The organism is Streptomyces sp. HUAS MG91 (assembly GCF_040529335.1).
Taxonomy (GTDB): domain Bacteria; phylum Actinomycetota; class Actinomycetes; order Streptomycetales; family Streptomycetaceae; genus Streptomyces; species Streptomyces tabacisoli.
Genome location: NZ_CP159534.1, coordinates 5,501,797 through 5,526,529, shown reverse-complemented (window position 1 = coordinate 5,526,529; position 24,733 = coordinate 5,501,797). Strand labels below are relative to the sequence as shown.

Here is a 24,733-nt window from a genome sequence, read left to right as displayed (position 1 = left end):
CCGGCGCCGCGGACCTCACCCGCACAGCCCGCTGCAAGAGCGCCCCGCACCTGCGCGCCGCAGGATGGACGCATGCCCATTCCGTCCCGGCCCCGCGCCGCAGCCCTGGCCGTCACCGCCGCCCTGCTCTCCGCCTCACTGGCCGCGTGCAGCGGCGACTCGCAGGACGACGCGGATCTGCCGTCCCAGAAGCTGAGCTGGAAGGACTGTCCGGCCCCGGCGGAGTCCGAGGGCGGCGGCGCCTCCCCGTCCCCGCTGCCGGGCGGCACGGACTGGCAGTGCGCCACCATGAAGGCGCCGCTCGACTGGAACGACCCCAAGGGCGACACCATCGACCTGGCGCTGATCCGCGCCAGGTCCAGCGGCGGCGAGGACCGGCGCATCGGCTCGCTGATCTTCAACTTCGGCGGCCCCGGCGGCTCGGGCGTCACCACCCTGCCGGCGTTCGGCTCCGACTACGAGAAGCTGCGCAGGCGCTACGACCTGGTCAGCTTCGACCCGCGCGGAGTGGGCCGCAGCGCGGGCGTCACGTGCGAGAGCGACGACCAGCTCGACACGTACTTCGAGCAGGACTCGACGCCCGACGACACGAAGGAACCGCAGACGCTCGTCGACAACATCAAGAAGTTCAACGGCGCCTGCGACAAGAACTCCGGCAAGGTCCTCCCCCACGTCCGCACCACCGACGCGGCCCGCGACATGGACCTGATGCGCCAGGTGCTCGGCGACGACAAGCTGCACTACTTCGGCATCTCGTACGGCACCGAACTCGGCGGCGTGTACGCCCACCTGTTCCCCAAGAACGTGGGGCGCGCCGTGTTCGACGGCGTCGTCGACCCGACCCAGAACCCCGAGCAGAGCTCCCTCGGACAGGCCGAGGGCTTCCAGCTCGCGCTGGACAACTACGCGAAGGACTGCACGTCCAAGGCCGAGGACTGCCCGGTCGGCGACACCCCGCAGGATGTCAAGGACAAGATCGCCAAGCTGCTCGACGAACTCGAGGAGAAGCCGATCCCGGGAATCTTCCCCCGCGAGCTGACGCAGACCGCGGCGACCAACGGGATCGCGCAGTCCCTGTACTCACAGGACTTCTGGGAGTACCTCACCGAGGGGCTGCAACAGGCGTACGACGGCGACGGCAAGATCCTCATGGCGTTGTCCGACTCGATGAACGGACGCAACGAGGACGGCAAGTACAGCAACATGCAGGCCGCGAACGTGGCCATCAACTGCGGTGACTACAAGCCCCGTTACACGGCAGAGGACGTCGAGGCGAAGCTCCCGGAGTTCCGCAGGGCCTCCCCGCTGTTCGGCGACTACCTGGCCTGGGGCATGCTCGGCTGCACCGGCTGGGCCGTCGACGGGGCGGCCGACCATCCCGATGTGAGCGCGTCCGGGTCCGCGCCGATCCTCGTCGTCGGCAACACCGGCGACCCGGCCACCCCGTACGAGGGCGCGAAGAAGATGGTCGACGCGCTGGGCGACGGCGTGGGCGTCGAGCTGACGTACAAGGGCCAGGGCCACGGGGCGTACGACAGCGGCAACTCCTGTGTGCACAGCGCGGTCGACGGCTATCTCCTCGACGGGAAGGTACCGAACGAGGGAACGGTCTGTTCATGATCGCCGAGTTGTCCACAGGCTGAATCGGGAGTTGTCCACAGGCTCACGCGATCGTCGGCACGGCCTCCTACGATGGCCTGACTGTTCCTCGAACGGGGGCAGTTGACGGGGGAGGTGCCCATGGCGCCGGAGGATTCGCGTGTGCGCGCACGTACACGTACGCATACAGGCGCAGGGCCGACGGTCCGCGCGCTCGGTCTGATCACGGCCGTCCTGCTGACGGCCGGGCTGATCACCGCCTGCAGCGACTCGGCGGGAGACGGTGACAGCGCGCCGAAGCCGTTGCGGTCGTCGCCGCGGACCGGCGCCTCGCGGTCCGCCGACGCCACGCCCCGCGCCGACGCACTGCCCGCGCTGCCGGCCGCGCTCACCGGTCAGCGGCTGCGCTGGGGCCGCTGCCGGGGAACCGCGAGCACGCCCGCCCCCGGCTCCGACTGGCAGTGCACGACGCTCAAGGTCCCGCTCGACTACGCCCGGCCGACGGGACGGACGATCGGTCTCGCCCTCATCCGGGCCAGGTCCCAGGGCTCCGGCGCGGAGCGCATCGGCTCCCTGTTGTTCAACTTCGGCGGGCCTGGCGGCTCCGGTGTCGACCGGCTCCCGGCCTTCGCTCCCCAGTACACGAAGCTGCGGGCGCGCTACGACTTGGTGAGCTTCGACCCGCGCGGCACCGGAGCGAGCCACGGGGTGCGCTGTCGAAGCGACAGGAAGGTGCAGGCCGCCGAGGCCGTCGACCCCACCCCGGACACCGCCGCGGAGGAGTCCGCCTACTTCAAGGACGCCGCCGACTTCGGCAAGGGCTGCGCGCGACAGGCCAAGGACCTGCTCAATCATGTGTCGACCATCGAGGCGGCCCGCGACATGGACCTGATGCGCCAGGTCCTGGGCGACGACGAGCTGCACTACATGGGCTTCTCGTACGGCACCGAACTCGGCGGCGTGTACGCCCACCTGTTCCCCGGAAAGGTCGGCCGGCTCACCCTGGACGCGGTCGTCGACCCGACGGTCGGCACGGTGGGCCACTCCGAGAACCAGGCACGCGGGTTCCAGCGGGCGCTCGACGACTACTTCACGTCCCGTGGCCTCGATCCGAAAGCGGGCTCGCGCAAGGTCTCGGCACTCTTCGAGCGGCTCGACGCGAAACCACTGCCCACCGCGAGCGGCCGCGAGCTGACCGAGTCACTGGCGACCACCGGCGTCCTCGACACCCTTTACAGCAAAGCGAGTTGGCCGGCACTCACCCGGGGCCTGCGCGAGGCGGACAGAGGTGACGGCACGACGCTGCTCGCGCTGGCCGACTCCTACAACGCCCGTGATTCCAAGGGGCATTACGGCACGACGACCCACGCCCAGCGCGCGATCTCGTGCCGGGACGACAAGGACCGGCCGACGGCGGCACGGGCCAAGTCCCTGCTGGCGAGGTTCCGTGCGATCTCGCCGGTCTTCGGGGAGGCCATGGCCTGGGACACGGCGGGGTGGTGCCACGACTGGCCGGTGCCGGGGCTGTGGGACGACCCGGAGGTGAGCGCGCCGGGCGCGGCGCCGGTGCTCGTCGTCGGCAATACGGGCGACCCGGCCACGCCCTACGAAGGGGCCCGCAAGATGGCGGACGAGCTGGGCAAGGGGGTCGGCGTGGAGCTGACGTGGAAGGGCGAGGGGCACGGCGCGTACGGCTCCGGCAGTGCCTGCGTCGACACGACGGTGAACGCGTATCTGCTGGAGGGGCGAATACCGCGCGACGGCAGGGTGTGCTCCTGACGCGCGGCGCGCACGGCCCCGGCATGCCGGACGGGCCCCGCGCGTGGTGCGCGGGGCCCGTCCGGGACAGTCTGCTCCGGGCTGTGGCCCGGCGGTGCGGCTAGTAGACCGGCTTGTCCGGCTCGATCTGGTTGACCCAGCCGATGACGCCGCCGCCGACGTGCACGGCGTCCGAGAAGCCCGCGGACTTCAGGACGGCGAGGACTTCCGCACTGCGGACACCCGTCTTGCAATGCAAGACGATCTTCTTGTCCTGCGGCAGGCCCTCGAGAGCGGTCCCCATGAGGAACTCGTTCTTCGGGATCAGCTTGGCGCCGGGGATGGAGACGATCTCGTACTCGTTCGGCTCGCGGACGTCGATGATCTCGATGTTCTCGTCGTCGTCGATCCACTCCTTGAGCTGCTTGGGAGTGATCGTCGAACCGGCCGCCGCCTCCTGGGCCTCCTCCGACACGACGCCGCAGAAGGCCTCGTAGTCGATGAGCTCGGTGACGGTCGGGTTCTCGCCGCAGACCGCGCAGTTGGGGTCCTTGCGGACCTTCACCTGGCGGTACTGCATCTCCAGGGCGTCGTAGATCATCAGGCGGCCGACGAGCGGGTCGCCGACCCCGGCGAGGACCTTGATCGCCTCGGTGACCTGGATGGAGCCGATGGACGCGCACAGCACGCCCAGGACGCCGCCCTCGGCGCAGGAGGGGACCATGCCGGGCGGCGGGGGCTCCGGGTACAGGCAGCGGTAGCACGGCCCGTGCTCGGACCAGAAGACCGAGGCCTGGCCGTCGAAGCGGTAGATGGAACCCCACACGTAGGGCTTGTTGAGCAGCACGCACGCGTCGTTGACGAGGTAGCGCGTCGCGAAGTTGTCCGTGCCGTCGACGATCAGGTCGTACTGGCTGAAGATGTCCATCACGTTGTCGGCCTCGAGCCGCTCTTCGTGCAGGATCACGTTCACGTACGGGTTGATGCCGAGGACGGAGTCCTTCGCGGACTCGGCCTTCGAGCGGCCGATGTCGGCCTGGCTGTGGATGATCTGGCGCTGCAGGTTCGACTCGTCGACCTCGTCGAACTCCACGATGCCGAGCGTGCCGACGCCCGCCGCGGCGAGGTACATCAGCGCCGGCGATCCGAGGCCGCCGGCGCCCACACAGAGCACCTTGGCGTTCTTCAGCCGCTTCTGCCCGTCCATCCCGACGTCCGGGATGATCAGGTGGCGGGAGTACCGGCGGACCTCGTCGACGGTGAGCTCAGCAGCTGGCTCGACCAGGGGTGGCAGCGACACGGAGACCTCATTAATGCAGCTGGTCGGTATCTACGTACGGTTGTTCCGTCTGTAACACTGCCACGCCCGACTTCATTCCGAGACACCAGGTCCGATCCGCGAGACGATCTCGTCCCAGTACCCGGGCATCGTCTCCCAGGGGTCGGTGAGACCGCCGCGATCCGTCCGGTCGGTGAAGTAGATGGTGCCCGCACCCTGCCAGCGGGCGATGCGCAGCGCCTCCTCCAGATGCCCGCGCGGCATGCCGTGGACGAAGTGGCAGAACTTCTGGGGCGGGTACTCCGCGGTCCACTCCGCGACCTGGGACCACCGGTAGTCGCTCCAGGGCCCGGTGAACGTCACCAACTGCTCGGCGGATTCCGCGTATCCGGGATACGGGTGGGTGCCGTGGCCGAGCACGATGTACGCGTCGTCGACGAGCGCGCGCAGGGTCGTCACCGTGCGCCGGATCTCGGGCAGGGCGACCCGCTCGGTGGGACACCGGTCGAGCAGGAACCCGTCGACCTGGTACCAGTCGAGGAAGCGGTGGGCGTCGGAGACGATCTCGCCGAAGGAGCGGGCGCCGTAGGTGGCGTCCACGTGACCAAGGACACGCACGCCCGCGTTGCGGAGCCGGCCCACGGCCGCGAGGCAGTGCGGGTCGGGGCGGGCCCCCGGGCCGCGCGCGACATTCAGGACGACCCAGTGCAAAGGGGTCGCGGGGCGGGTGAGTTCGGCCCATTCCGCCGGGGCGACGAGGGGGTGGGCGAAGCCCGGGATCCCGAAGCCGAGGCGTACGTCGGTGCTGGACTGGCCGGTCGTGGTGGGGGTCAGATACGGCATGCCGCCTCCATCCAGATGTCGGCGAGGGACTCTTCGAGGTTGATGCGGGGACGCCACCCGAGCCGGTCGCGGGCGGTGCGGACGTCGGCCTGCTGCCAGCTTCCGCAGCCGTCCGGGTACGGGTACGCGGCCGGCGGGCTGTGCATCCCGTGGTCGGATTCGGTGCGCGGGTGGCCGACGGAGGTACGGACGCCCATCGGCGGTGCGTCCAGTTCGTGGAGGGCGCCGCCGAAGCCGGCGACCCGGGCGAGCACGGCGGCGGCGTCGCGCAGCCGCACGGCACGGCCCGAGCCGATGTTGATGACGCCCTGCGCGGCGGAGAGCGAGGCGGCGTGCACGGCGCGTGCCACGTCGCGCACGTCGATGAAGTCGCGCTGTGCGCCGAGGCCTCCGAGCTTCAGTTCGCCGTCGCCCGCCTGCATGGCGCGGCGCATCGCCTCGGCGAGCCGGCCGAGCGGGGATCCCGCCGGGGTGCCCGGTCCCGCGGGCGAGAAGACGCGCAGGACGACGGCGTCGAGGCCGGAGCCGAGGACGAGCTCGGTGGCGGCGAGCTTGCTGACGCCGTACGGGCCGCCGGGCCGGGGCACCGCGTCCTCCGCGGTGGACGAGCCGGGCTGCGAGGGCCCGTACTCGGCGCCACAGCCGATCTGCACCAGGCGGGCGCCGCAGCCGCTGCGGCGCAGTGCCTCGCAGACGGTGGCGACGGCGACGGTGTTGTGCCGGGTGAGATCGCGGGCACCGCCGCGGGTGGCGCCCGCGCAGTTGATGACCACTCCGGGGTGGACGGCGTCCAGGAAGCGGGTGAGCGCGCCCGGGCTGCCGGTGGCGAGGTCGAAGCGGACGTCGGCGTCGTCGCCCCGGCCGAGCGCGGTGAGCTGCACGGCGGGGTCGGCGAGCAGCCGGTCGGCGACGAAGCGGCCGATGTACCCGTTGGCTCCGATCAGCAGGACCCTCATCGGACGCCTCCCAGGGTTCGCGCCGGGAGCGACGCGGGCGCCGGGTGCACCGGGGTCACCGAGCGCATCGGGTGTGCCCCGCGCGCCGCGTGCTCGGTGCCGGCCGTGCACGCCGTCCGCGGGGCGCGTCCGACGCGCGTCGCGTGCTGCCCGTGGGTGCCGCGCAGCCCATGAGGTCCGGAGTATCCGGCGTATCCGGTGCCTCCGGGAGGAGGGGTGGTCATCTGGCGTTCTCCTTACGGATGTTGCTGAGAGTCGACGAATGGGCCCGCGGTGTCGGCCCCGCGGGAGTGGGGTGGGTCTTATGCCGCGTGCGGTGCGCGCGGGTGCAGGGCGCGTCCGGTCGCGGCACGGGTGGTGCCTGTGGTGGTCATGGGGCGCTCGCCCGACTGTCGGTGCTCGCGTGGGCGGAGGCGCGGGTGAGGGTCCGCGTGGCATGGACCAGCAGCGCGAGGGCGGCCACGGCACAGACCGTGCCGGGCACCACGCCCACGCCGGCCGCGTCGACCGCGCTCTCCACGGGAGTGCCGAGGGCGGCGCACCCCGGCAGTCGCGCGGCGAAAACAGTGGCGACGGTGAGGATCTCGGCACCGGCCGCCACGCCGAGCACCACGGTCGGCGCGTGGGTGCGGCCGTGCGCGGAGAGCAGCCGGGCGAGCAGCAGCAGGACGCCCAGGGCGCACGCTCCGGCGTAGTCCACGCCCTGGGCGTCCTGGTCGATCAGGGCGCCGGCCGTGCCGAGGAGCGCGCAGAGAGCGACGGCGAACAGCAGCACGCAGCCGAGCAGCAGAGGCCTGACGGAGGAGGTGAATTCGGCGAGGCCGCGGCTGGTGGCGAGGCGGCGGCGGGCCCCGGTGGCGAAGAGCCGGGCGCACCAGGTCGCGGGCGCCACGGCGACGGCGAGCGCGAGGAGCGGTGGGGCGGCGGGGGCCCAGGCACCGTCGGGACCCCCGGTCAGCGCGGCGTTCAGGAGTCCGTCGCCGAAGGTCGCGTAGAGCAGGAGCGCCCAGACCCACAGCCGGGTCGCGGGCGCGGGCGGGCGGACGCCGATGCGCAGGGGCCCGTGTCGCAGGGTCGTGCGCAGGGCGGCGGCGACGGCGAGGGCGCCGGTGAGCGCGACGGCCAGGTGCGCGGTGCCCGTCGTGACGTTCAGGGCGAGCAGGGCGAGGGCGCAGACGGCGCCCGGCAGCAGGGCGAGCCCGGCCCACGCGCCGCGCACTCCGATGGCCGGGGCGGGGGTGGCGGCGGCCGGTGCGTCCGGTTCGCCGTCCCTCGGCATGCGCGCGTACATCTCCTCGGCGAGGGAGAACACGTCCTTGTGCCGGTAGCGGGCGGCGGCCCGGTCGGTCAGGCCGTGCGCCTCCAGGCCGGCCGCGATCTCCAGCGGGTCGACGGCGCGCTCGCACAGGTCGCGATGGCGGTGCATCAGGACCTTGACGGGGTCGACTCCGGAACGGCGTTGCGCTGTGCGGGAGTTGGCGGGTCGGGACGCGGTTCCCGCGGTGTCTTCGGCGTGCGGGGCGCGGGGCGCGGCGCCGGGCCTGTCATCGGCCCGGCCGTCCCGGCCAGCCCCCTGGGTCGGTCGGGCCTGCTCCGTGCCGGCCTCCTTCCGCCACGCCCCGGACTCGTGCAGCAGGTCCGCGTCGAGGGCGTCCAGCGGATCGAGGGCATCGGCATCGGAGACGGCATCGGTATCGGGTCCGGCAGGCTCGGTGACGGTCAGCGCCAGCGCCTCTTCCGAACTGCTCCCCCAGGCCCCGGCGCCCACCGGCACCCGAGGCACATCCGCGCCGACACCGCTGCCACCGCCGCGGCCACCCCGGCCGCCGTCGAAGCTGTCGCTGCTCATGCGTCTCCCTCCCCGCGGCCACGCGTCACTCCGGCCAACTCCTCGCGCCCACCACCGCCGCCACCGCCGCCATCGCCGTCACGGCTGTCACGGCTGTCACGGCTGTCACCGGAAGCGGACGCCCAGCTCGGCGCGCCCGCACCGGACGAGCGCCCGGCGAGCCAGGTGCCGCCGATGCCGCCGGCGGCGGGTGCCGTCCATCTCCCCGGCACATGGGCCTCGGGCGGGTGGGCGAACGGGCGGGGTTCACCGGCGTCGTCCACGGCCTCCCGGCGCACCGGGCAGTGCGAGACGATCTCCAGGTAAATGCCGCGAAATGCCGTGACGTTCTGCTCGACGGTGAAGAGCTCCAGGGCTCGCGCCCGGGCGGCGGCGCCGAGTCGCTCGCGGCGGTCGGAGTCGCGCAGAAGGGCCACACAGGCCTCGGCGAGGGCGCGCGGGTTGCGCGGGGGCACCACGAGACCGGTACCGCCGATCACCTCGACGACGGCGCCCACGTCGGTCGACACCGTGGCGCGCCCGCAGAACATGGCCTCGACCAGACTGATCGGAAAGCCTTCGACGACGCTGGAGAGGACGACGACGCTGCCGGAGCCGTAGACCTCGGCGAGACCGGGGGCCTCGGGGGCGCCGAGTTCCTCGAAGGAGACCGGGTTCTCGCCCATGGCATGGAGGCCCGTCGCCTCGTCGGGGAAGAGCTGCGCGGCCAGGGCCTTGCAGTGCCCGAGATAGGCCTCGGCCTCCCGGCCCTCACCGGAGCCGGAGCCGGAACCCGAGTCCGTCGGCATCGCCCCCACGATGCGCAGGCGGGCCCCCGGCTCCTCCTTGCGGACCTCGGCGAAGGCGTGGAGCAGGGAGATGAGGTCCTTGGACGGATCGATCCGGCCGACCCAGACCAGGGTGTCCGGCTCCCCCGGCTCCTCGCGCTCGCCGACCTCGGCGAAGCGGGACGCCTCCATGCCGGGGTGGACGGTGCGCAGTTTGGCGCGGTCGGCGCCGCACCGTTCCTGCCAGCGCCTGGCGTGGGCATTGCCGGGGGTGATGACGGCGGCCTGCCGGTAGACCTCGGCGGCGAGCCGGCCGTGGAAGGCGGCGAGGAGCGCGCGCACCGGCGCACTCAACTCGGCGTCGCCCGCCGCGATGTAGCGGGCCCGCAGCCGCACCCCGTACTCGGTGACGAGCAGCGGTACGCCGTGGAACCGCTTGGCGATCAGGCCGGGCAGGGCCGCGGACCCGCCTGACGTGGCGTGGCAGAGGTCGACGGCGCCGAGCCCACCGCCACCGGATCCGCCGGACGCGTCGTCGTACCAGTCGAGGGAGAGGGGGCGCAGCGCGCACTCGACCTCTGCCGCGAAGGCGAGCAGGTCGGGCACCCGGGCTCCCCGGGCGGCGCGCCGGGCGCCCGGCGCGCGACAGGCGCGCTCCAGGATGCGCACGGCGGTCTCGGAGCGCAGCGCGGGTCCCAGTCCGCCCTCGTCCCTGGCGAGTTCGGCCAGCCCGTACAGCGCGCTGGCGAAACGGTCCGCCTCGTCGGGTCCGCCGATCACGGCCTCGGCCAGCTCCGCGTAGAGGGCGGCGAACCGGCGCCGGGCGCGCCGCCCGAGTGCGCCGCCGCACGCCCCGTCGTCACCGGTTCCCGTCCGCGCCGTCCACAGCGGCGCGGTCCGCACCAGGCCGACCTGCGGGGGCAGTTCGAGCCAGCCCGCGTCCTCCTGCTCCTGGCTGCGGCTGAGCGCGTAGATGTCGAACTCGTGCTGCTCGAGCCCGCGCACGAGCCGGTCGCACCAGAGTCTGGCCTCACCGCTCACATACGGATAGCCACCCTCTGTCAGCAGTCCGATACGCACGAGTACACCCCCGATCTCCCGTATGGGGAGCCGCCGTTGGGTCGGCGGCTCGCAGCGGGACGAACGTATGCGGACATGCCGGTGGCGCGATGGACGGTTGTCCATCGCGCCACCAAAAGGGGTGAACGGGCGTAACTTTCGCGTGCGCGTGACGTTCTGTCGCGCTAAGAGATCATCCGGCTACGCAACGCCACGAAGCGTCAGGCGTTGGGGTAGGCCCAGGGGTTGGGCTTGCAGGTGATCCCGTCGAAGGTCAGGAACTTGGTCTGCTGCTGCATCACGGGCGCGAGCGCGCCGTCCTGCGAGCAGGTGACGTGGTTGAAGCCGAGCCGGTGCCCGACCTCGTGGTTGATGAGCATCTGCCGGTAGGGGTGGATGGCGCTGCCGTGGAGCACCTTGTCGTACGTCTTCGAGCCCTGTGCCCACCGATAGGCGTTGATCATCACGCGATCGGTGGCGGCCGAGTCGCACGACACGTTGTCCTCGGTGGTGTCGAGTCCCGACTTCGCACACCAGTCCGCGGTGGTCCCCGGGCTGGCCAGCGTGATCACGAAGTCCGGCTTGCCGGAGGAGATCCGCTCGAAGGTGCGGGCGTTGTCGTGGGCCCAGCTCCGCTTGTCGTTCAGGGTCTTCTGCACGGCCTGCGCGAACAGCGCGCCGTCGAGCCCGAGCCCCTTCTCCACGTCGACGCGGTAGCGGAACTTCTGCCCGCTGCCCGGTGCCTTGTCGAAACCGCCGACCGCGTCGAACTTCCCCGAGGCCTTCAGGTCGGCCGCGAGCGGGTACTTCTTCGCCATTTTCTGGTCGTACGTCGCCGGGGCGGCCTGCGCGGTCCGCGACGGCGTCGCCCGGTCGTCCGAGCGGGACGCGGAGTCGTCGTGGACGCGCGAGCCGTCCGCCGACTTCGCCGAGGGATCGCCGGACGATCCGCCGTGCCCGTCGGCGACCTGGCCCGCGACGACGACGGCGAGCACGGTGGTCACGGCCGCGGCGGCGATACCGGTGAAGGTGAGTCCCTTGCCGCGCTTCTCCCGCCCGCCGTCCGTGCCCGCGCCGGCCGAAGCGGTCCCGTCCGGGCCCGCGCCAGCGCCCGAGGCATCCGCCTCGGGAGCCTCGTCGACGTCACGATCGGCGTCGGTGTCGGTGTCGGTGTCCCAGTCGGTGACGGAGGTGTACGGACCCCGGCGCCCGGAGGTGTCGAACGCGTCGAACGCGTCGACGTACTCCTGGCGGGGCCGCCCCAGGCCCGATCGCGGATGCGGCACGGTCGGCGTCCCTGCCGCCGGTGTGGCCGTCGCCCGCGACGGAGTCCTGGACTCGCCCCGCGTGTCACTCCGCGCCGCACCGGTCCGCGTCCCTGCGACGGATTTGGGGTCGCCCCAGCCGCCGCCCGACTCCCGCTGCTCGGGGTGGCCGCCGCGCGCGGACGGGCCACCCGGTCGCGCGGGCGTACGGGGAGCGGTCTCGGTGACGCCCTCCGCGCCCTCCGTGGCGGTGTCCCTGCGGCGGCGCCCGGAGCCCGGGCCCGCCTGCGGCGGACTGCGGAGCTCGGGTGGTACTGGTATGTCGGCGGTGTCGCCGTTGTCTGCCGGCCCTCGGCGGCTGTGCCGTCCCACTCGCCGCCTCAGCTCCCCAACGTCGATCGGTGTGTCGTACTGTCCGGCGCGTCCTGCGCCTCACGTGCCTCGTCCGGCACGGACCCGCTCCGCTCCCCCGTCACGCGCGTCTCGTTCAACGCCTCGGCGTCCGCGAGGAGTTCCCGGAACGCCGTGGCGACCGCGTCCGGATACTCCATCATCGCGACGTGCCCCGCGTCGGGGAGCGTGAGGAGGCGCGACTCCCGGAAGGTGCGCGCCGCACGCGCCGCCATCCGGTAGGAGACGAGCTGGTCCCGTCCACCGTAGACGAGCAATGTCGGCGCGAGCACACGGGCCGCCTGTCGCCACAGACCGTGCTGGCCACCGAGGGTGTACGCGTTCACGATCCCGCGCGCGGAGCGGGCCATCGCGTCCCAGAAGTACGGGAGTCTCAGCCGCCGTTCCATCTCCTCGACCGCGGCCCGCAGGCCCTCCTCCGTGACGCGGTTCGGGTCGCCGTAGCAGAGGGCCATGACGCCGCTCACGCGCTGCTCGGCCGTCCACTCCTTGGTGAGACGGGTGAAGAGCGCGGCCACTCCGGGCACGGCGAGCAGTCCGGTCGGCAGGGCGGTGCGCTGGACCCGGATCTCCGGGAGCGCCGGCGACACCAGGGTCAGCGTGCGGACGAGATCGGGGCGCACGGCGGCGACCCGGGTGGCGACGGCGCCGCCCAGCGAGTTCCCGAAGAGGTGCACAGGGCCGCGCCGCTCGGTGTCGAGATAGCGGATGACCGCGCGCGCGTGGCCGGTCACCGAGTAGTTGCCGTCGTCCGGTGGCGGCGAGTCGCCGAAGCCGGGCAGGTCGACGGCCTCGCCGTCGACGACGTCCTCGAGGCGCGGCATCAGCGCCGACCAGTTCTGCGAGGAACCGCCGAGACCATGGACGTACAGCGCGGGCGGCAGTCCTTCCCGCGTCCCCGGCCGCGACCGGATCGTCAGCGTCATCCCCGGCAGACCGACCGAGCGCAGTCTCTCGCCCTCCGCGACCTGAACGGCACCCGGCTTGGGCGCCACGGCGGCGACGGCGGGAGGCACACGCGGCGAATCGGTCGAAGGCATGCGGCATATGTTACGAGGTGATCACACTGAGGAGCGTGTGTTCGCCGTCACAGATCCCGCACAGCTCTCCCCAAAGCCTTCTCTTCCCCGTGGGGAATCCGGGGCACGACGCGGGAATGAGCTACGGCGACAGATCGCATAGCGCCCCGATCGGGTGTCTCCTACGCTCGATACAGGGCACCCGCCCACGCACGAACCAGTGAGGAAGGGAGCCACCGATGACGGTCGACCCGAGCGATCCCGGAACATTCACAGACAACCGGCCCGCGGAGATCGGCGTGGAGGAGCCGGAGGCCGACGCCGCCGAGCAGTCGGTCGAGCTGACCCCCGAGCAGGACGACATGCCGGTCGATCCGGCCGACCCTGACGGCGCCGACGAGGCGGACCGGGCGGAGCAGGCGCGGGTGGTGGCCCTCGACGAGGACGACTATCGGTGACCTCACCGGCACCGATGGTGCCGACCGCACGCCCGTCGCGCCCGTCGCCCCACCCATCGGTATGCGCCACTTTGCTACCGCAGGGCCGCTAGGAGCGGCTTTCACAGACGTCCGGTCCGTGAAATTCTGCGCTCGCACCGCGCACATCCTGGTTACCCAAAAGTACGATGACGGCGCGGCGCACACCGCAGTACACGGACGATAATTGGGAGGCGGCGTGACAGCCATCGAGCAGACGGAGGCAGCGCGCCCCAAGGGCACACGCCTGCCGCGCCGTGCCCGACGCAATCAACTTCTGGGCGCGGCACAGGAAGTGTTCGTCGCGCAGGGGTACCACGCGGCCGCGATGGACGACATCGCCGAGCGCGCCGGTGTCAGCAAGCCGGTCCTCTACCAGCACTTCCCGGGCAAGCTGGAGCTCTACCTCGCCCTGCTCGACCAGCACTGCGAGTCCCTGCTGCAGTCGGTGCGCACGGCGCTCGCGTCGACGTCGGACAACAAGCAGCGCGTGCAGGCGACCATGGACGCCTATTTCGCGTACGTCCAGGACGAGGGCGGCGCGTTCCGCCTCGTCTTCGAGTCGGACCTGACGAACGAGCCGGCGGTGCGCGAGCGCGTCGACCGGGTCAGCCTGCAGTGCGCCGAGGCGATCTCGGACGTCATCGCCGAGGACACCGGTCTGTCCAAGGACGAGTCGATGCTGCTCGCCGTGGGGCTCGGCGGTGTCTCTCAGGTCGTGGCGCGCTACTGGCTGTCCAGCGAGAGTCCGGTGCCCCGCGACAAGGCGGTGCAGCTGCTCAGCTCGCTGGCCTGGCGCGGTATCGCGGGGTTCCCGCTGCACGGCACGGAGCACTCCTGATCCGAGTGGTCGCCCACCGCCCCGTTTTGTTCCCGGTCCGCTGTTCGCTCTTGGCGTGCGGCCGGGACACCGGGTGCGTCGGCCGGGCGGGCTAATCTGTGCTGCGTACGGCGCGGTAGACCGCGCGCATCACGGATCGTCGGAGGGACAAGGCCGTGGAGGTCAAGATCGGCGTGCTGCACACGCCCCGCGAGATCGTTCTGGAGAGCGGCCAGTCCGCCGAGGAGGTCGAGGGCGCGGTGTCCGCGGCGCTGTCCGGCAAGGCGCAGCTGCTTTCCCTGACGGACGAGAAGGGCCGCAAGGTCCTGGTCCCGGCCGACCGTCTCGCCTATGTGGAGCTGGGCGAGCCCGCGGTGCGGAAGGTGGGCTTCGGCCCTCTGTAGAGCGGGGACGAGCAAGGGAAGGGGCCCGACAGCGTGATGCTGTCGGGCCCCTTCCGCGTTCTCGGACACGCACAGCGCGGGCACAGCCGAAGCACACAGGGAGGGTTGCGTTCCGGGTACCAGGGGTAGACCGGCTAGGACCGATTTGCACCTACTGGCCGCGCGGGAGGGACCCTCTCCATGCTTCTGGAAGCTCTTGGATCCGCACTGCTCGGTCTGGCCCTCGCCTGGGCCGCGAGCAGCCGTCTGCCGCACCGCCTGCCGTCGCGCAGGCTGGTGCTGGCGACCGGGATCGTCGGCGCCCTGTTCGGGGCGTTCGTCACGCACACGTCGCTGGGGTCCGGCCATGAGCTGGCCACGCTCGGCGGCTCGATCGTGATGGCGGTGGCCCTGCTGTCACTGCTGCTGCGCCCCACCCGAAGCAGAGCGCACCGGCTCACGACGTCGGCCTGAGCGAGGCCGCCGCCGCGGGAGCCGCTAGGCGGCGAGTCCGAGGGCAGCCATCCGCTTGGTGTGCGCCTCGGTGATCCGCGAGAACATCCGGCCGACCTCGGCCAGGTCGAAGCCGTCGGCGACGCCCCCGACCAGCATGGTCGACAGGGCGTCGCGGTCGGCGACCACCCGCTGGGACTGCGACAGGGCCTCGCCCATCAGCCGCCGCGCCCACAGCGCGAGCCGGCCGCCGACGCGCGGCTCGGCCTCGATGGCGGCCCGCACCTTCTCGACGGCGAAGGACGCGTGCCCGGTGTCGTCGAGCACGGCGAGCACCAGCTCACGGGTGTCCGAGTCGAGCCGGGCCGCGACCTCCCGGTAGAAGTCGGAGGCGATCGAGTCACCCACGTACGCCTTGACCAGGCCCTCCAGCCAGTCCGACGGGGCGGTCTGCTTGTGGAAGCCGTCGAGGGCGCCGACAAAGGGGTCCATGGCGGCGGTGGGCTCGGCGCCGACCGCGGCGAGCCGGTCGCGCAACTGCTCGAAGTGGTGGAACTCGGCGGAGGCCATCTTCGCCAGCTCCGCCTTGTCGGCGAGCGTCGGCGCCAGCTTGGCGTCCTCGGCCAACCGCTCGAAGGCCGCGAGCTCGCCGTACGCCAGCGCGCCGAGCAGGTCGACGACGGCGGCGCGGTAGTTCTCGTCCGCGGACGCGGTGGCCCAGTCCTGGGCGGCGATCCCCGTCGGAGCGTCGGTCGCTGCGTCGGTCGCTTCACTGGCGGGCGTGGCGTTGTCAGGCGTCTCCATGAAGCGCACAATAGCCCGCTCACCGTCGCGGGGAAGTCCCTGGTCAATGAGTGTGACGACGGCTACGTGACCAAATCGGCCATCGCACATGCGCGTTTCCGGGGTATGGTGGTAAAGAGCCCGCCGAGTGCAAGGCGCTTTGCCCCCACATCGCAATGGCGTTTGCACATTCATGCGACGGGCCGCACGAATGAGGATGCCCGGTCGGTGGCCCGATCGGCTCCGACCCGACAGCCCTCCGGGTCGTACGTCACGAGGCGTACGGATCGAGGAGGGGCCCTCAGCGGCACGAGCGCTCGAGCGTCGGCAGTGGTCCCGCGCCACCCGGTCCACCGCAGCAGCGGATCAGGACCGGCGTACCAAAGGCACGGCACTGGCACGGTCAAGACCCCCGCGTTCGCCTCGCACCGCACCTCACAGAAGAGGCAACACCCTGACTACGCAGACTTCGACATTCCGTCAGCTCGGCATTCTCCCCGAGACGGCAGAGGCCCTTGAGGCAGTCGGCATCATCAATCCCTTTCCCATCCAGGAGATGACCCTCCCCGTCGCCCTCTCCGGCACGGACGTCATCGGCCAGGCCAAGACCGGCACGGGCAAGACCCTCGGTTTCGGTCTGCCGCTCCTGGAGCGCGTCACCGTCCCCGCGGACGTCGAGGCCGGCCGGGCCACGCCCGAGCAGCTCACCGACACCCCGCAGGCCCTCGTCGTCGTTCCCACGCGCGAGCTGTGCCAGCAGGTGACCAATGACCTCCTCACCGCCGGCAAGGTGCGCAATGTCCGCGTCCTCGCCATATATGGCGGTCGCGCCTACGAGCCTCAGGTCGAGGCCCTCAAGAAGGGCGTCGACGTGATCGTCGGCACCCCGGGGCGGCTGCTCGACCTCGCCGGCCAGAAGAAGCTGAACCTGTCGCACGTGAAGGCGCTCGTCCTCGACGAGGCCGACGAGATGCTCGACCTGGGCTTCCTGCCCGACGTCGAGAAGATCATCAACATGCTGCCGGCGAAGCGTCAGACGATGCTGTTCTCGGCGACCATGCCGGGCGCCGTCATCGGCCTGGCCCGCCGTTACATGTCGCAGCCCACGCACATCCGCGCCACGTCGCCGGACGACGAGGGCGCGACCGTGCGGAACATCGCGCAGCACGTGTACCGCGCGCACAACATGGACAAGCCCGAGATGGTCGCGCGCATCCTCCAGGCCGACGGCCGCGGACTCGCGATGATCTTCTGCCGGACGAAGCGGACGGCCGCCGACATCGCCGACCAGCTCAAGCGGCGCGGTTTCGCCTCCGGCGCGGTCCACGGCGACCTGGGCCAGGGCGCGCGCGAGCAGGCGCTGCGCGCGTTCCGCAACGGCAAGGTGGACGTGCTGGTCTGCACCGACGTCGCCGCCCGCGGCATCGACGTCGAGGGCGTGACGCACGTCATCAACTACCAGTCGCCCGAGGACGAGAAGACGTACCTCCACCGCATCGGCCGCACCGGCCGCGCGGGCAAGAAGGGCATCGCGATCACGCTGGTCGACTGGGACGACATCCCGCGCTGGCAGCTGATCAACAAGGCTCTCGACCTGACCTTCAACGACCCGGTCGAGACGTACTCGTCCTCCCCGCACCTGTACGAGGAGCTGTCCATCCCGGCCGGCACCAAGGGTGTGCTGCCGCGTTCGGAGCGCACGCGCGCCGGGCTCGACGCCGAGGAGATCGAGGACCTGGGCGAGACCGGTGGCCGTGGCGCTTCGCCGCGCGGTGGCCGGGGCGGCCGTCCGTCGCAGGACCGCGACCGTCGCGACCGGGACCAGGGCCGCGAGCAGGAGCGTGAGCGTTCCGCCCGTACGCCGCGCCGCCGCCGTCGCACCCGCAACGGCGAGCCGGTCTCCGCGCAGACCACGGCGGCGGCCACCACGGCCGCTCCCGTCAGCCCGGTCGCCGAGGACTCCTCCGCGCCGGCCGAGCCGCGCACCCCGCGCCGTCGCCGCCGCACCCGCGGCAACGCCGCCGCCGTCGCTCCGGCCGCCGCCGAGGCCGTTGTCGAGACCGCCGAGGCCGTCGTCGAAGCTGTCGCTCCGGTGATCGAGGCCGAGGCTCCCGCCAAGCCGCGTCGTCGTACGCGCAAGAAGGCGGAGGCCGCGGACGCCGCGGTCGAGCCGGCGCTGTCGGTGGAGCCGGTCGAGGCCGCCGCGCCCGTCGCGGAGCTCGAGGCGAAGCCCGCTCGTGCCCGTACCCGTACGCGGAAGAAGGCGGAGGCGGTCGTCGACACGGTGGAGGCCACCGTCGAGACCCCGGAGGCCGTTGAGGCCAAGCCCGCGCGGACCCGCACCCGCAAGAAGGCCGAGCCGGTCACCGAGACGGTCGAGACCGCGGAGGCGACCCCGGAGACCAAGCCGCGCCGCACCCGCAAGAAGGCCGTGGCCGCCGTCGACACGGCCGAGGCCGTCGAGGCCAAGCCCGCCACCCGCACGCGCAAGAAGGCAGCGGCGGCCCCCGTCGAGGCCGAGGCCGCCCCCGTCGAGGCCGAGGCCAAGCCGCGCCGCACCCGCAAGAAGGCCGTGGCCGCCGTCGACACGGCGGAGGCCGTCGAGGCCAAGCCCGCGCGGACCCGCACCCGCAAGAAGGCCGAGCCCGTCACCGAGACGGTCGAGGCCGCGGAGGCGACCCCGGAGGCCAAGCCGCGTCGCACGCGGAAGAAGGCCGTGGCGGCCGTCGACACGGCGGAGGCCGTCGAGGCCAAGCCCGCGCGGACCCGCACCCGCAAGAAGGCCGAGCCCGTCACGGAGACGGTCGAGGCCGCACCCGCCGCCGAGGCCAAGCCGCGCCGGACCCGCAAGAAGGCCGTGGCCGCCGTCGAGGCCCCCGAGGCCTGAGCAGCACATCGGTAGCAGCAGGCCCGGGTTCCGCATCGCGCGGAGCCCGGGCCTTCGCTCTGTCGCCCCGGTGCGGCGTTCGACGTAATCTCACCGCATGAGCAGGCCCGCGACCTTCACCCCACCGTCCGGCACCCGTGCGCTCCGACTGGCCACCGAGAGGGGCGAGTTCGCCGCCCTCGTCGGGGAGCCGGAGTCGGGGTCCGTGCGCGGCACCGTGCTGCTCCTTCCCGGGTTCACCGGCAGCAAGGAGGACTTCATCGCGCTGCACGGCCCGCTGGGCGCGGCCGGCTACCGCACCGTGGCCGTCGACGGGCGCGGGCAGTACGAGACGCCCGGCCCTGCGGACGACGAAACCCCTTACGCGCAGGCCGAGTTGGCCCAGGACGTGCTCGCCCAGGCGGCGGCGCTCGACGCCTCGCGGGTGCATCTGCTGGGGCACTCGCTCGGTGGGCTCGTCGCGCGGGCGGCGGTCATCGCGGATCCGGCGCCGTTCGCGTCCCTGACCCTGATGGCGTCGGGCCCGGCCGCCGTGACCGAGCCCCAGCAGCAGCGCGTGAAGCTGCTCCAGGGCGCACTGGCCACCCTGGGCATGGCGGAGGTCTGGGAGGCGATCCAGGCCCTGGACGCCGCCGACGACGTGGCCGACGTGCGCGGCGCCGACGCCCGGGACGACCTGCGGCGGCGCTGGATGCGGAACAGCCCGGCGCAGCTCATCGCCACCGGCCGCCAGCTGTGCACCGAGCCGGACCGGGTCGCGGAGCTGGCCGCGCTCGCGCCGCCGGTGCACGTCCTGTCGGGCGAGCGCGACGACACCTGGCCCGTGCCGCTGCTCGACGACATGGCGCGGCGCCTCGGCGCCGAGCGGTCCGTGATCACCGGGGCCGAGCACTCCCCCAACACCGACCGCCCGCTGGAGACCGCCGCGGCCCTCGCGGCCTTCTGGGGCCGTCACTCTCCGCGCACGACCCGACGCGCTACTAGCTAGTAATTAGTTTCTCGAAAAATTTCTTTAGCGTAGGGAATGTTTGCAGGGGGCAACCCGTTGTACCCATATAGAACGCGGGGCTCTCTAGTCACGCAATCCACTCTTAACGGGCAGGCAACCGCCTGGCCGTACGGCAGGACGAGACTGATGTCCTGCACCAGCAGTTCTCCTTCAGGAGGATGACCAGACGAAGGGAGAAGCCCTTGCGCTTCGAAATCATGCGACTCGACGACGTCGACGGCACCGCCGTGGACACCACCGTCGTGGACGCCGCCTCCGTCAACCGGATCGTTCAGCAGGCGGCGGCCATCGGCCAGCGCCTCTACATCCGCCCGGCCGAGTCGTCCGCCTCGTAACAGCGCGGCGGCTCACACACTTCGAAGCCCCCGTACGCACGGTGCGTACGGGGGCTTCGCATGTCCGCGCGAGCGGGGGCGGCGCGGTCAGCCGGCCCTGATCACCTGTGTGACGCCGTTGATGATCTGCTGCACGGCGATCGCGGAGAGCATCATGCCCGCGAGCCGGGTCACGAGGACCACACCGCCGTCCTTGATGACGCGGATGATCACCAGCGAGTAGCGCATGACCAGCCACAGCACGACATGGATGGCGATGATCGCCGTCCAGACGGAGACCTGCGTCGCGAACGAGTCCGCCTTCTGCACGGCGAGGATCACGGAGACGATCGCGCCGGGCCCGGCGAGCAGCGGCATGCCGAGCGGGACGAGGGCGACGTTCACGTCCTTCGTCTGCTTCGGCTCGTCCGTCTTGCCGGTGAGCAGATCGAGCGCGATCAGCAGCAGGAGCAGTCCGCCCGCGATCATCAGGGCGGGTACGGAGACATGCAAGTAGTCGAGGATCCGCTGCCCCAGGACGCCGAAGACGGCGATCACGCCGAAGGCGACGCAGACGGCCTGGAAGGCCATGCGCTTCTGGACCTTGGCGGGGCGGCCCGCGGTGAGGGCGAGGAAGATCGGAGTGATTCCGGGGGGATCCATAATCACAAAAAGCGTGAGAAAAAGGGATCCGAAGACGGCGGCGTCGAACACAGTAGGGCTTGCCTTGCGGTGCGAGGGGTGAGCGGGCGTGCGGGCGCGCCCGCTCGGTTGCGGGCACGCGTAAAGGTGTGCGATCAGAGGTGGGGCCGGGCGGCGGGCGGGCGCACCCGTCAGGCGCGGCGTCCGCCGGCGCCCGGCACCGGGAAGGCGCCGGTGGCCCTGCGGGTGATCTCCCCGTAGATCTCCGGGTCGGTGGTGTACTCGCCGAGCACACACGTCTTGCGGCTGCCGTGGTAGTCCGAGGAGCCGGTGGTCAGCAGCCCGAGGTCGGCGGCGAGGCCGCGCAGCCGGTCGCGGGTGGCCGGGTCGTGGGCGTGATCCATGTGATCGACCTCGATGCCGTCGAGCCCGGCCTCGGCCAGCTTCGCGATCGAGGCTTCGGGGACCGTGCGGCCGCGCTTGACGGCGGCCGGGTGCGCGAGGACGGTGACCCCGCCGGCGGCCTTGACCAGGCGGATCGCCTCGAAGGGGTCGGTCTCGTGCTTGGGTACGTAGGCGCGGGCGCCGTCGGCCAGCCAGTGCTCGGTGAAGGCGTCGGAGACCGTGTCCACGACGCCGAGTTCGACGAGCGCGGAGGCGATGTGCGGGCGGCCGACCGAGCCGTCGCCGGCGATCCGGGCGACGTGCTCCCAGGTGACGGGGACGCCGAGGTCGTTCAGCTTGGCGATCATGGCCTTGGCGCGCGGGACGCGGTCGTCGCGGACCAGCTCGCGCTCGGCGAGCAGGGCGGCGTCCTCCGGGTCGAACAGGTACGCCAGCATGTGCATGCTCACGCCGTCGAGGCGGCAGGAGAGCTCGGCGCCGGTGACGAGGGTCATCCCCGTCGGCAGCCCGGAGAGTGCGGCGATCGCCTCGGCGTGCCCGCGCGTGGTGTCGTGATCGGTCAGGGCCACGACGTCCAGTCCGGCCGCCGCGGCGTTGCGCACCAGCTCGGCCGGGGTGTCCGTGCCGTCGGAAGCGGTGGAGTGGGTGTGCAGATCGATGCGCACGGCTGCGTACTCCAGGCTCGGACGGGACGGAAGGGGCCGCTCCAGGATAACGGGGTTTGAGAAGACTCCCGTCACGGCCGATCCGGGCCGCAGACCCTTACTCGTAACGGAAGAAGACCTACCGAAACGCGCAACCCGTCCCGCACCCGAACCCGTGCCGCCTCACTGGAGCACGCGGGGCGACAGCGCCCCGCACGGCAGCAGCTCCACCTCGGCGCCCGCGTCCCGCAGATCGGTCAGGACCAGCTCGTCGTACATCAGCAGTCCGGACTGCGCGGGCCACACGATCGCCCACAGCCACAGCCCGCGGGCCTCGCCCGCGAAGACGGCCCGGTCGTCGGGGCCGCTCCGCACGTGCCACAGCGGGGTGGGCCGGCCGGCGGCGACCACCTTGGCGTGCGGCGGCCCGAGTACGTCCATGTGCGGGCCGGGATCGGGGCCGTCGATGCCCGCGTAGCGCGCGCCGAGTCCGACGCCCAGCTCCTCGGCGACCAGCACCAGCTCGCCCATGCCGCCCAGCGGCGCGGGTCCCGAGCAGGCGACGGCGGTGGCGCGGCCGCCGTGGCGGTCGTCGCCCGCGTTGGCCACGCCCGTGAACAGCCAGCCGACGGGGAGCGGCCACGGCATCCAGACGGGGACCTGCGCGCGGCGCACCACGACACTGAGGGCCTCGACGCTGGGCGGGATCACAGGCTGCAGCGGGTGCACGGTCCCGTGCACATCGCACTGCCAGGAGTCGGCAAAGAGTCCGGGAGCCCTGACCCGGCCACCACACTTCGGGCAACTGGGTTCGCCCCTCATACGGCCCACGGTCCTCCCCGTCCCGCGCCGCGTCAAGGACGATCACCCGTCCGGAGTGTGCCGGTCCGGCGCTCCCCACCTGCACAAATAGATGTAGCTTGCATTAATTAGAGACGCTAACTTATTGTATGTATACGTCAACCATCCGGTCGGGCGTCCGCGCAGGACGCGAGACGAAGGAAGTGGAACGGGCATGAGCCACAGCAGTACAGGAGGTCCCGCCGAAGGGGACCCGTTCGACGCAGGTGCGGGCAGCATCCTGCGTCAACCGAAGGCGGTCTGGGCGACCGCCGGGGCATCCGTCGTCGCCTTCATGGGCATCGGGCTCGTCGACCCGATCCTGCCGTCGATCGCACAGGGCCTGAAGGCCACGCAGAGCCAGGTCTCCCTGCTCTTCACCTCGTACTTCCTGATCACCGCCGTCGCGATGCTGGTCACCGGGTTCGTCTCCAGCCGGATCGGCGGCAAGAAGACGCTCCTCGTCGGGCTCGCGCTCGTCGTGATCTTCGCGGGGCTCTCCGGGACCTCGGACACGGTCGGCCAGCTGGTCGGCTTCCGGGCCGGCTGGGGCCTGGGCAACGCGCTCTTCGTGTCGACCGCGCTCGCCGTCATCGTCGGCGCGGCGGCCGGCGGCTCGGCCGCCGCGATCCTGCTCTACGAGTCCGCGCTCGGCCTCGGCATGGCGTGCGGGCCGCTGGTGGGCGCCCTGCTCGGCAACGCCAGCTGGCGCTACCCGTTCTTCGGCACCGCGGCCCTGATGGCCATCGGGTTCATCTGCATCACGCTGTTCCTGAAGGAGCAGCCCAGGCCCGCGCGCAAGACATCGGTCCTCGACCCGCTCAAGGCGCTCGGGCACGGCGGGCTCGCCTCCGCCGCCGTCTCGGCCTTCTTCTACAACTACACGTTCTTCACGGTGCTGGCCTTCACGCCGTTCGTGCTGGACATGACCCCGTACAAGTCGGGCGGTGTCTTCTTCGCCTGGGGTGTGCTGCTCGCGCTGTTCTCGGTGCTCGTCGCGCCGCGCATGCAGGCCAGGTTCGGCTCGCTGAAGGTGGTCGGCGGTTCGCTGGTGCTGCTCGCCGTCGACGTGCTCGTGCTCGGGTACGGCAACCACACCACGGCCATCGTCTGCACGATCCTGTCCGGCGCCTTCATCGGCGTGAACAACACGGTGTACACGGAGCTGGCGCTCGGCGTCTCCGACGCGCCGCGCCCGGTGGCGAGCGCCGGCTACAACTTCGTCCGCTGGTTCGCCGCCGCGGCCGCCCCGTACCTGGCGCCGAAGATCGAGGAGTGGACCGACATCCACATCCCGTTCGTGGTCGCCGCGGTCACGGCCCTGCTCGGCGCCGTCGTGGTCTGGGTGCGCAGGAACGCGCTCACGCACGAGGCGGAGGAGCTGGAGCCGCGGCACGCCACCGAGGACGGCGTCACCGTCTTCGCCAACTGAGCCCCCGGAGGGATCCTCAGTCGAGAGGGACGGACCTGCGCAGCGGATCGCGCAGGTCCGTTCCGCTGTTCAGCCACTTCTCCTGGAGCTCGGCCGCCCCGTGCACCCGCTTCCACGCCGCCTCGTTCTGCGTCATGGGCAGCAGCGGCAGGAACCGTACGGGGTCCATCGGCGGGTCCAGTTCGAGGTCCTCCACCAGCCCGCCCGACTCCGCGACGAGCACCGAGGTGAACGGCGCGCCCGGCCACAGCGGCTCCCCCACGTCCAGCGACGCGCCCGGCGCCACGATCACGCCCTCCACCTGCGGCGAGGCGGCGAGCACCGCGAGCGGGCGGAGCACCTTGTCGGTCTCGGCGAGGCCGGCGCGGACGGTGAGGACCAGCTCCGCGCGCGGGCCCTCGACCGGGTCCACGAGGGCCGCCGTGGGGTCGGCCATCGGCGCCGCCGACATGCCGAGCGTCGCGTACCGGACGACGTTCTGAGCACGGTCCGTGAAGCGCAGCACCTCGATGCGGTCGGTGCCGAGGAACGTGACCGCGGCGCGCGCGTCCGGCTCGCCCAGAGCGGTGTGCAGCCTGGCCTCTACAAGCTCAAGAACTTCTCCCATCCCGCGAGCATAGAACTCGCATGGAACGGGTAAAGACGAGCCCCGGGTCTTCAGTCGGCTGATAGTCTTGGCCGCTGGTCGGGACGGAACGCTGAGCGTCCCCGCCGAGAGCCCTCAAGAGCCCTCGAAGACCCGACCCACTGATCGTCCCTCACGGGGGACCGGCCGGAGGAGGTGGGGCTGTCATGGATCGAAGTCGACCGTGCAGTACCACCCGTTCTTCCGGCCGCTAG

22 protein-coding genes are annotated in these 24,733 nt (G+C 71.9%); 10 read left to right on the top strand and 12 right to left on the bottom strand.

Annotated elements, in window-relative coordinates; genetic code table 11:
* Positions 1-72 precede the first annotated feature (72 nt).
* Together ABII15_RS25355 and ABII15_RS25350 are read left to right on the top strand one after the other, a co-directional pair.
* Complete coding sequence (locus ABII15_RS25355; RefSeq protein WP_353944595.1) at positions 73-1,620, top strand: alpha/beta hydrolase; 1,548 nt, start codon at positions 73-75, stop codon at positions 1,618-1,620.
* Positions 1,621-1,761: 141 nt separating this feature from the next.
* The gene (locus ABII15_RS25350; RefSeq protein WP_353944594.1) at positions 1,762-3,378 is read left to right on the top strand and encodes an alpha/beta hydrolase; all 1,617 of its coding nucleotides are present in this window, start codon (positions 1,762-1,764) and stop codon (positions 3,376-3,378) included.
* A 100-nt stretch (positions 3,379-3,478) separates the two neighbouring features.
* On the opposite strand, the gene moeZ is transcribed toward ABII15_RS25350, so the two are convergent.
* From moeZ to ABII15_RS25315, 7 genes are all read right to left on the bottom strand, one after another.
* The gene (gene moeZ, locus ABII15_RS25345) at positions 3,479-4,657 is read right to left on the bottom strand and encodes an adenylyltransferase/sulfurtransferase MoeZ (protein ID WP_353944593.1); all 1,179 of its coding nucleotides are present in this window, start codon (positions 4,655-4,657) and stop codon (positions 3,479-3,481) included.
* Between the two features lie 72 nt (positions 4,658-4,729).
* On the bottom strand, positions 4,730-5,479 hold the full coding sequence (locus ABII15_RS25340) for a spherulation-specific family 4 protein (RefSeq protein WP_353944592.1): 750 nt from the start codon (positions 5,477-5,479) through the stop codon (positions 4,730-4,732).
* Positions 5,467-6,435: an NAD-dependent epimerase/dehydratase family protein gene (locus ABII15_RS25335; protein WP_353944591.1), complete on the bottom strand. Its 969-nt coding sequence runs from the start codon at positions 6,433-6,435 to the stop codon at positions 5,467-5,469. Before ABII15_RS25335 ends, ABII15_RS25340 begins: the two co-directional genes overlap by 13 nt.
* 370 nt (positions 6,436-6,805) lie before the next feature.
* Positions 6,806-8,284 (bottom strand): hypothetical protein, encoded by a 1,479-nt coding sequence (locus tag ABII15_RS25330; RefSeq protein WP_353944590.1) that lies wholly within the window; start codon positions 8,282-8,284, stop codon positions 6,806-6,808.
* Complete coding sequence (locus ABII15_RS25325; RefSeq protein WP_353944589.1) at positions 8,281-10,131, bottom strand: DUF3492 domain-containing protein; 1,851 nt, start codon at positions 10,129-10,131, stop codon at positions 8,281-8,283. The genes ABII15_RS25330 and ABII15_RS25325 overlap by 4 nt, the downstream gene beginning before the upstream one ends.
* Positions 10,132-10,331: 200 nt before the next feature.
* Positions 10,332-11,759 (bottom strand): DUF3152 domain-containing protein, encoded by a 1,428-nt coding sequence (locus ABII15_RS25320; protein WP_353947192.1) that lies wholly within the window; start codon positions 11,757-11,759, stop codon positions 10,332-10,334.
* The gene (locus tag ABII15_RS25315; protein ID WP_353944588.1) at positions 11,756-12,826 is read right to left on the bottom strand and encodes an alpha/beta hydrolase; all 1,071 of its coding nucleotides are present in this window, start codon (positions 12,824-12,826) and stop codon (positions 11,756-11,758) included. The genes ABII15_RS25320 and ABII15_RS25315 overlap by 4 nt, the downstream gene beginning before the upstream one ends.
* Positions 12,827-13,044: 218 nt before the next feature.
* Here ABII15_RS25315 and ABII15_RS25310 point away from each other — a divergent pair, with 218 nt between their 5' ends.
* From ABII15_RS25310 to ABII15_RS25295, 4 genes are all read left to right on the top strand, one after another.
* Positions 13,045-13,263: a hypothetical protein gene (locus ABII15_RS25310; RefSeq protein WP_353944587.1), complete on the top strand. Its 219-nt coding sequence runs from the start codon at positions 13,045-13,047 to the stop codon at positions 13,261-13,263.
* A 217-nt stretch (positions 13,264-13,480) separates the two neighbouring features.
* Complete coding sequence (locus ABII15_RS25305; protein WP_353944586.1) at positions 13,481-14,122, top strand: TetR/AcrR family transcriptional regulator; 642 nt, start codon at positions 13,481-13,483, stop codon at positions 14,120-14,122.
* Between the two features lie 155 nt (positions 14,123-14,277).
* Positions 14,278-14,505, top strand: a complete 228-nt coding sequence (locus ABII15_RS25300) for a DUF3107 domain-containing protein (RefSeq protein WP_181512665.1) — start codon at positions 14,278-14,280, stop codon at positions 14,503-14,505.
* Positions 14,506-14,685: 180 nt separating this feature from the next.
* Positions 14,686-14,958, top strand: coding sequence for a hypothetical protein (locus tag ABII15_RS25295; RefSeq protein WP_353944585.1), 273 nt, complete (start codon positions 14,686-14,688; stop codon positions 14,956-14,958).
* 24 nt (positions 14,959-14,982) lie between these two features.
* Here the strand turns inward: ABII15_RS25295 and ABII15_RS25290 are convergent, their stop codons facing one another.
* Positions 14,983-15,750, bottom strand: a complete 768-nt coding sequence (locus ABII15_RS25290; RefSeq protein ID WP_353944584.1) for a ferritin-like fold-containing protein — start codon at positions 15,748-15,750, stop codon at positions 14,983-14,985.
* 526 nt (positions 15,751-16,276) lie between these two features.
* On the opposite strand from ABII15_RS25290, the gene ABII15_RS25285 reads away from it, so the two are divergent.
* The 3 genes from ABII15_RS25285 to ABII15_RS25275 all read left to right on the top strand — a co-directional run bounded on the left by ABII15_RS25285 (position 16,277) and on the right by ABII15_RS25275 (position 19,951).
* Entirely contained in the window at positions 16,277-18,607 is a 2,331-nt protein-coding gene (locus ABII15_RS25285; RefSeq protein ID WP_353944583.1) for a DEAD/DEAH box helicase, read from the top strand.
* A gap of 97 nt (positions 18,608-18,704) precedes the next feature.
* A complete protein-coding gene (locus ABII15_RS25280; RefSeq protein WP_353944582.1) occupies positions 18,705-19,595 on the top strand; it encodes an alpha/beta hydrolase in 891 nt (296 codons plus the stop codon).
* A gap of 203 nt (positions 19,596-19,798) precedes the next feature.
* Positions 19,799-19,951 (top strand): hypothetical protein, encoded by a 153-nt coding sequence (locus tag ABII15_RS25275; protein ID WP_181512666.1) that lies wholly within the window; start codon positions 19,799-19,801, stop codon positions 19,949-19,951.
* Between the two features lie 87 nt (positions 19,952-20,038).
* On the opposite strand, the gene ABII15_RS25270 is transcribed toward ABII15_RS25275, so the two are convergent.
* From ABII15_RS25270 to ABII15_RS25260, 3 genes are all read right to left on the bottom strand, one after another.
* On the bottom strand, positions 20,039-20,644 hold the full coding sequence (locus tag ABII15_RS25270; RefSeq protein ID WP_351448310.1) for a MarC family protein: 606 nt from the start codon (positions 20,642-20,644) through the stop codon (positions 20,039-20,041).
* Between the two features lie 119 nt (positions 20,645-20,763).
* Entirely contained in the window at positions 20,764-21,642 is an 879-nt protein-coding gene (locus ABII15_RS25265; RefSeq protein WP_353944581.1) for a PHP domain-containing protein, read from the bottom strand.
* Positions 21,643-21,804: 162 nt separating this feature from the next.
* On the bottom strand, positions 21,805-22,443 hold the full coding sequence (locus tag ABII15_RS25260; protein WP_353944580.1) for a DUF6758 family protein: 639 nt from the start codon (positions 22,441-22,443) through the stop codon (positions 21,805-21,807).
* 193 nt (positions 22,444-22,636) lie between these two features.
* On the opposite strand from ABII15_RS25260, the gene ABII15_RS25255 reads away from it, so the two are divergent.
* On the top strand, positions 22,637-23,893 hold the full coding sequence (locus tag ABII15_RS25255; protein ID WP_353944579.1) for an MFS transporter: 1,257 nt from the start codon (positions 22,637-22,639) through the stop codon (positions 23,891-23,893).
* A 16-nt stretch (positions 23,894-23,909) separates the two neighbouring features.
* Here the strand turns inward: ABII15_RS25255 and ABII15_RS25250 are convergent, their stop codons facing one another.
* A complete protein-coding gene (locus ABII15_RS25250; RefSeq protein WP_353944578.1) occupies positions 23,910-24,500 on the bottom strand; it encodes a suppressor of fused domain protein in 591 nt (196 codons plus the stop codon).
* Positions 24,501-24,733: the final 233 nt, after the last annotated feature.

Excerpts from the sequence above, each read along its gene's own strand:
- ABII15_RS25355 (WP_353944595.1), top strand. The coding sequence starts at position 73 with ATGCCCATTCCGTCCCGGCCCCGCGCCGCAGCCCTGGCCGTCACCGCC.
- ABII15_RS25340 (WP_353944592.1), bottom strand. The coding sequence starts at position 5,479 with ATGCCGTATCTGACCCCCACCACGACCGGCCAGTCCAGCACCGACGTA.
- ABII15_RS25335 (WP_353944591.1), bottom strand. The coding sequence starts at position 6,435 with ATGAGGGTCCTGCTGATCGGAGCCAACGGGTACATCGGCCGCTTCGTC.
- ABII15_RS25330 (WP_353944590.1), bottom strand. The coding sequence starts at position 8,284 with ATGAGCAGCGACAGCTTCGACGGCGGCCGGGGTGGCCGCGGCGGTGGC.
- ABII15_RS25315 (WP_353944588.1), bottom strand. The coding sequence starts at position 12,826 with ATGCCTTCGACCGATTCGCCGCGTGTGCCTCCCGCCGTCGCCGCCGTG.
- ABII15_RS25310 (WP_353944587.1), top strand. The coding sequence starts at position 13,045 with ATGACGGTCGACCCGAGCGATCCCGGAACATTCACAGACAACCGGCCC.
- ABII15_RS25295 (WP_353944585.1), top strand. The coding sequence starts at position 14,686 with ATGCTTCTGGAAGCTCTTGGATCCGCACTGCTCGGTCTGGCCCTCGCC.
- ABII15_RS25285 (WP_353944583.1), top strand. The coding sequence starts at position 16,277 with ATGACCCTCCCCGTCGCCCTCTCCGGCACGGACGTCATCGGCCAGGCC.
- ABII15_RS25280 (WP_353944582.1), top strand. The coding sequence starts at position 18,705 with ATGAGCAGGCCCGCGACCTTCACCCCACCGTCCGGCACCCGTGCGCTC.
- ABII15_RS25260 (WP_353944580.1), bottom strand. The coding sequence starts at position 22,443 with ATGAGGGGCGAACCCAGTTGCCCGAAGTGTGGTGGCCGGGTCAGGGCT.
- ABII15_RS25255 (WP_353944579.1), top strand. The coding sequence starts at position 22,637 with ATGAGCCACAGCAGTACAGGAGGTCCCGCCGAAGGGGACCCGTTCGAC.
- ABII15_RS25250 (WP_353944578.1), bottom strand. The coding sequence starts at position 24,500 with ATGGGAGAAGTTCTTGAGCTTGTAGAGGCCAGGCTGCACACCGCTCTG.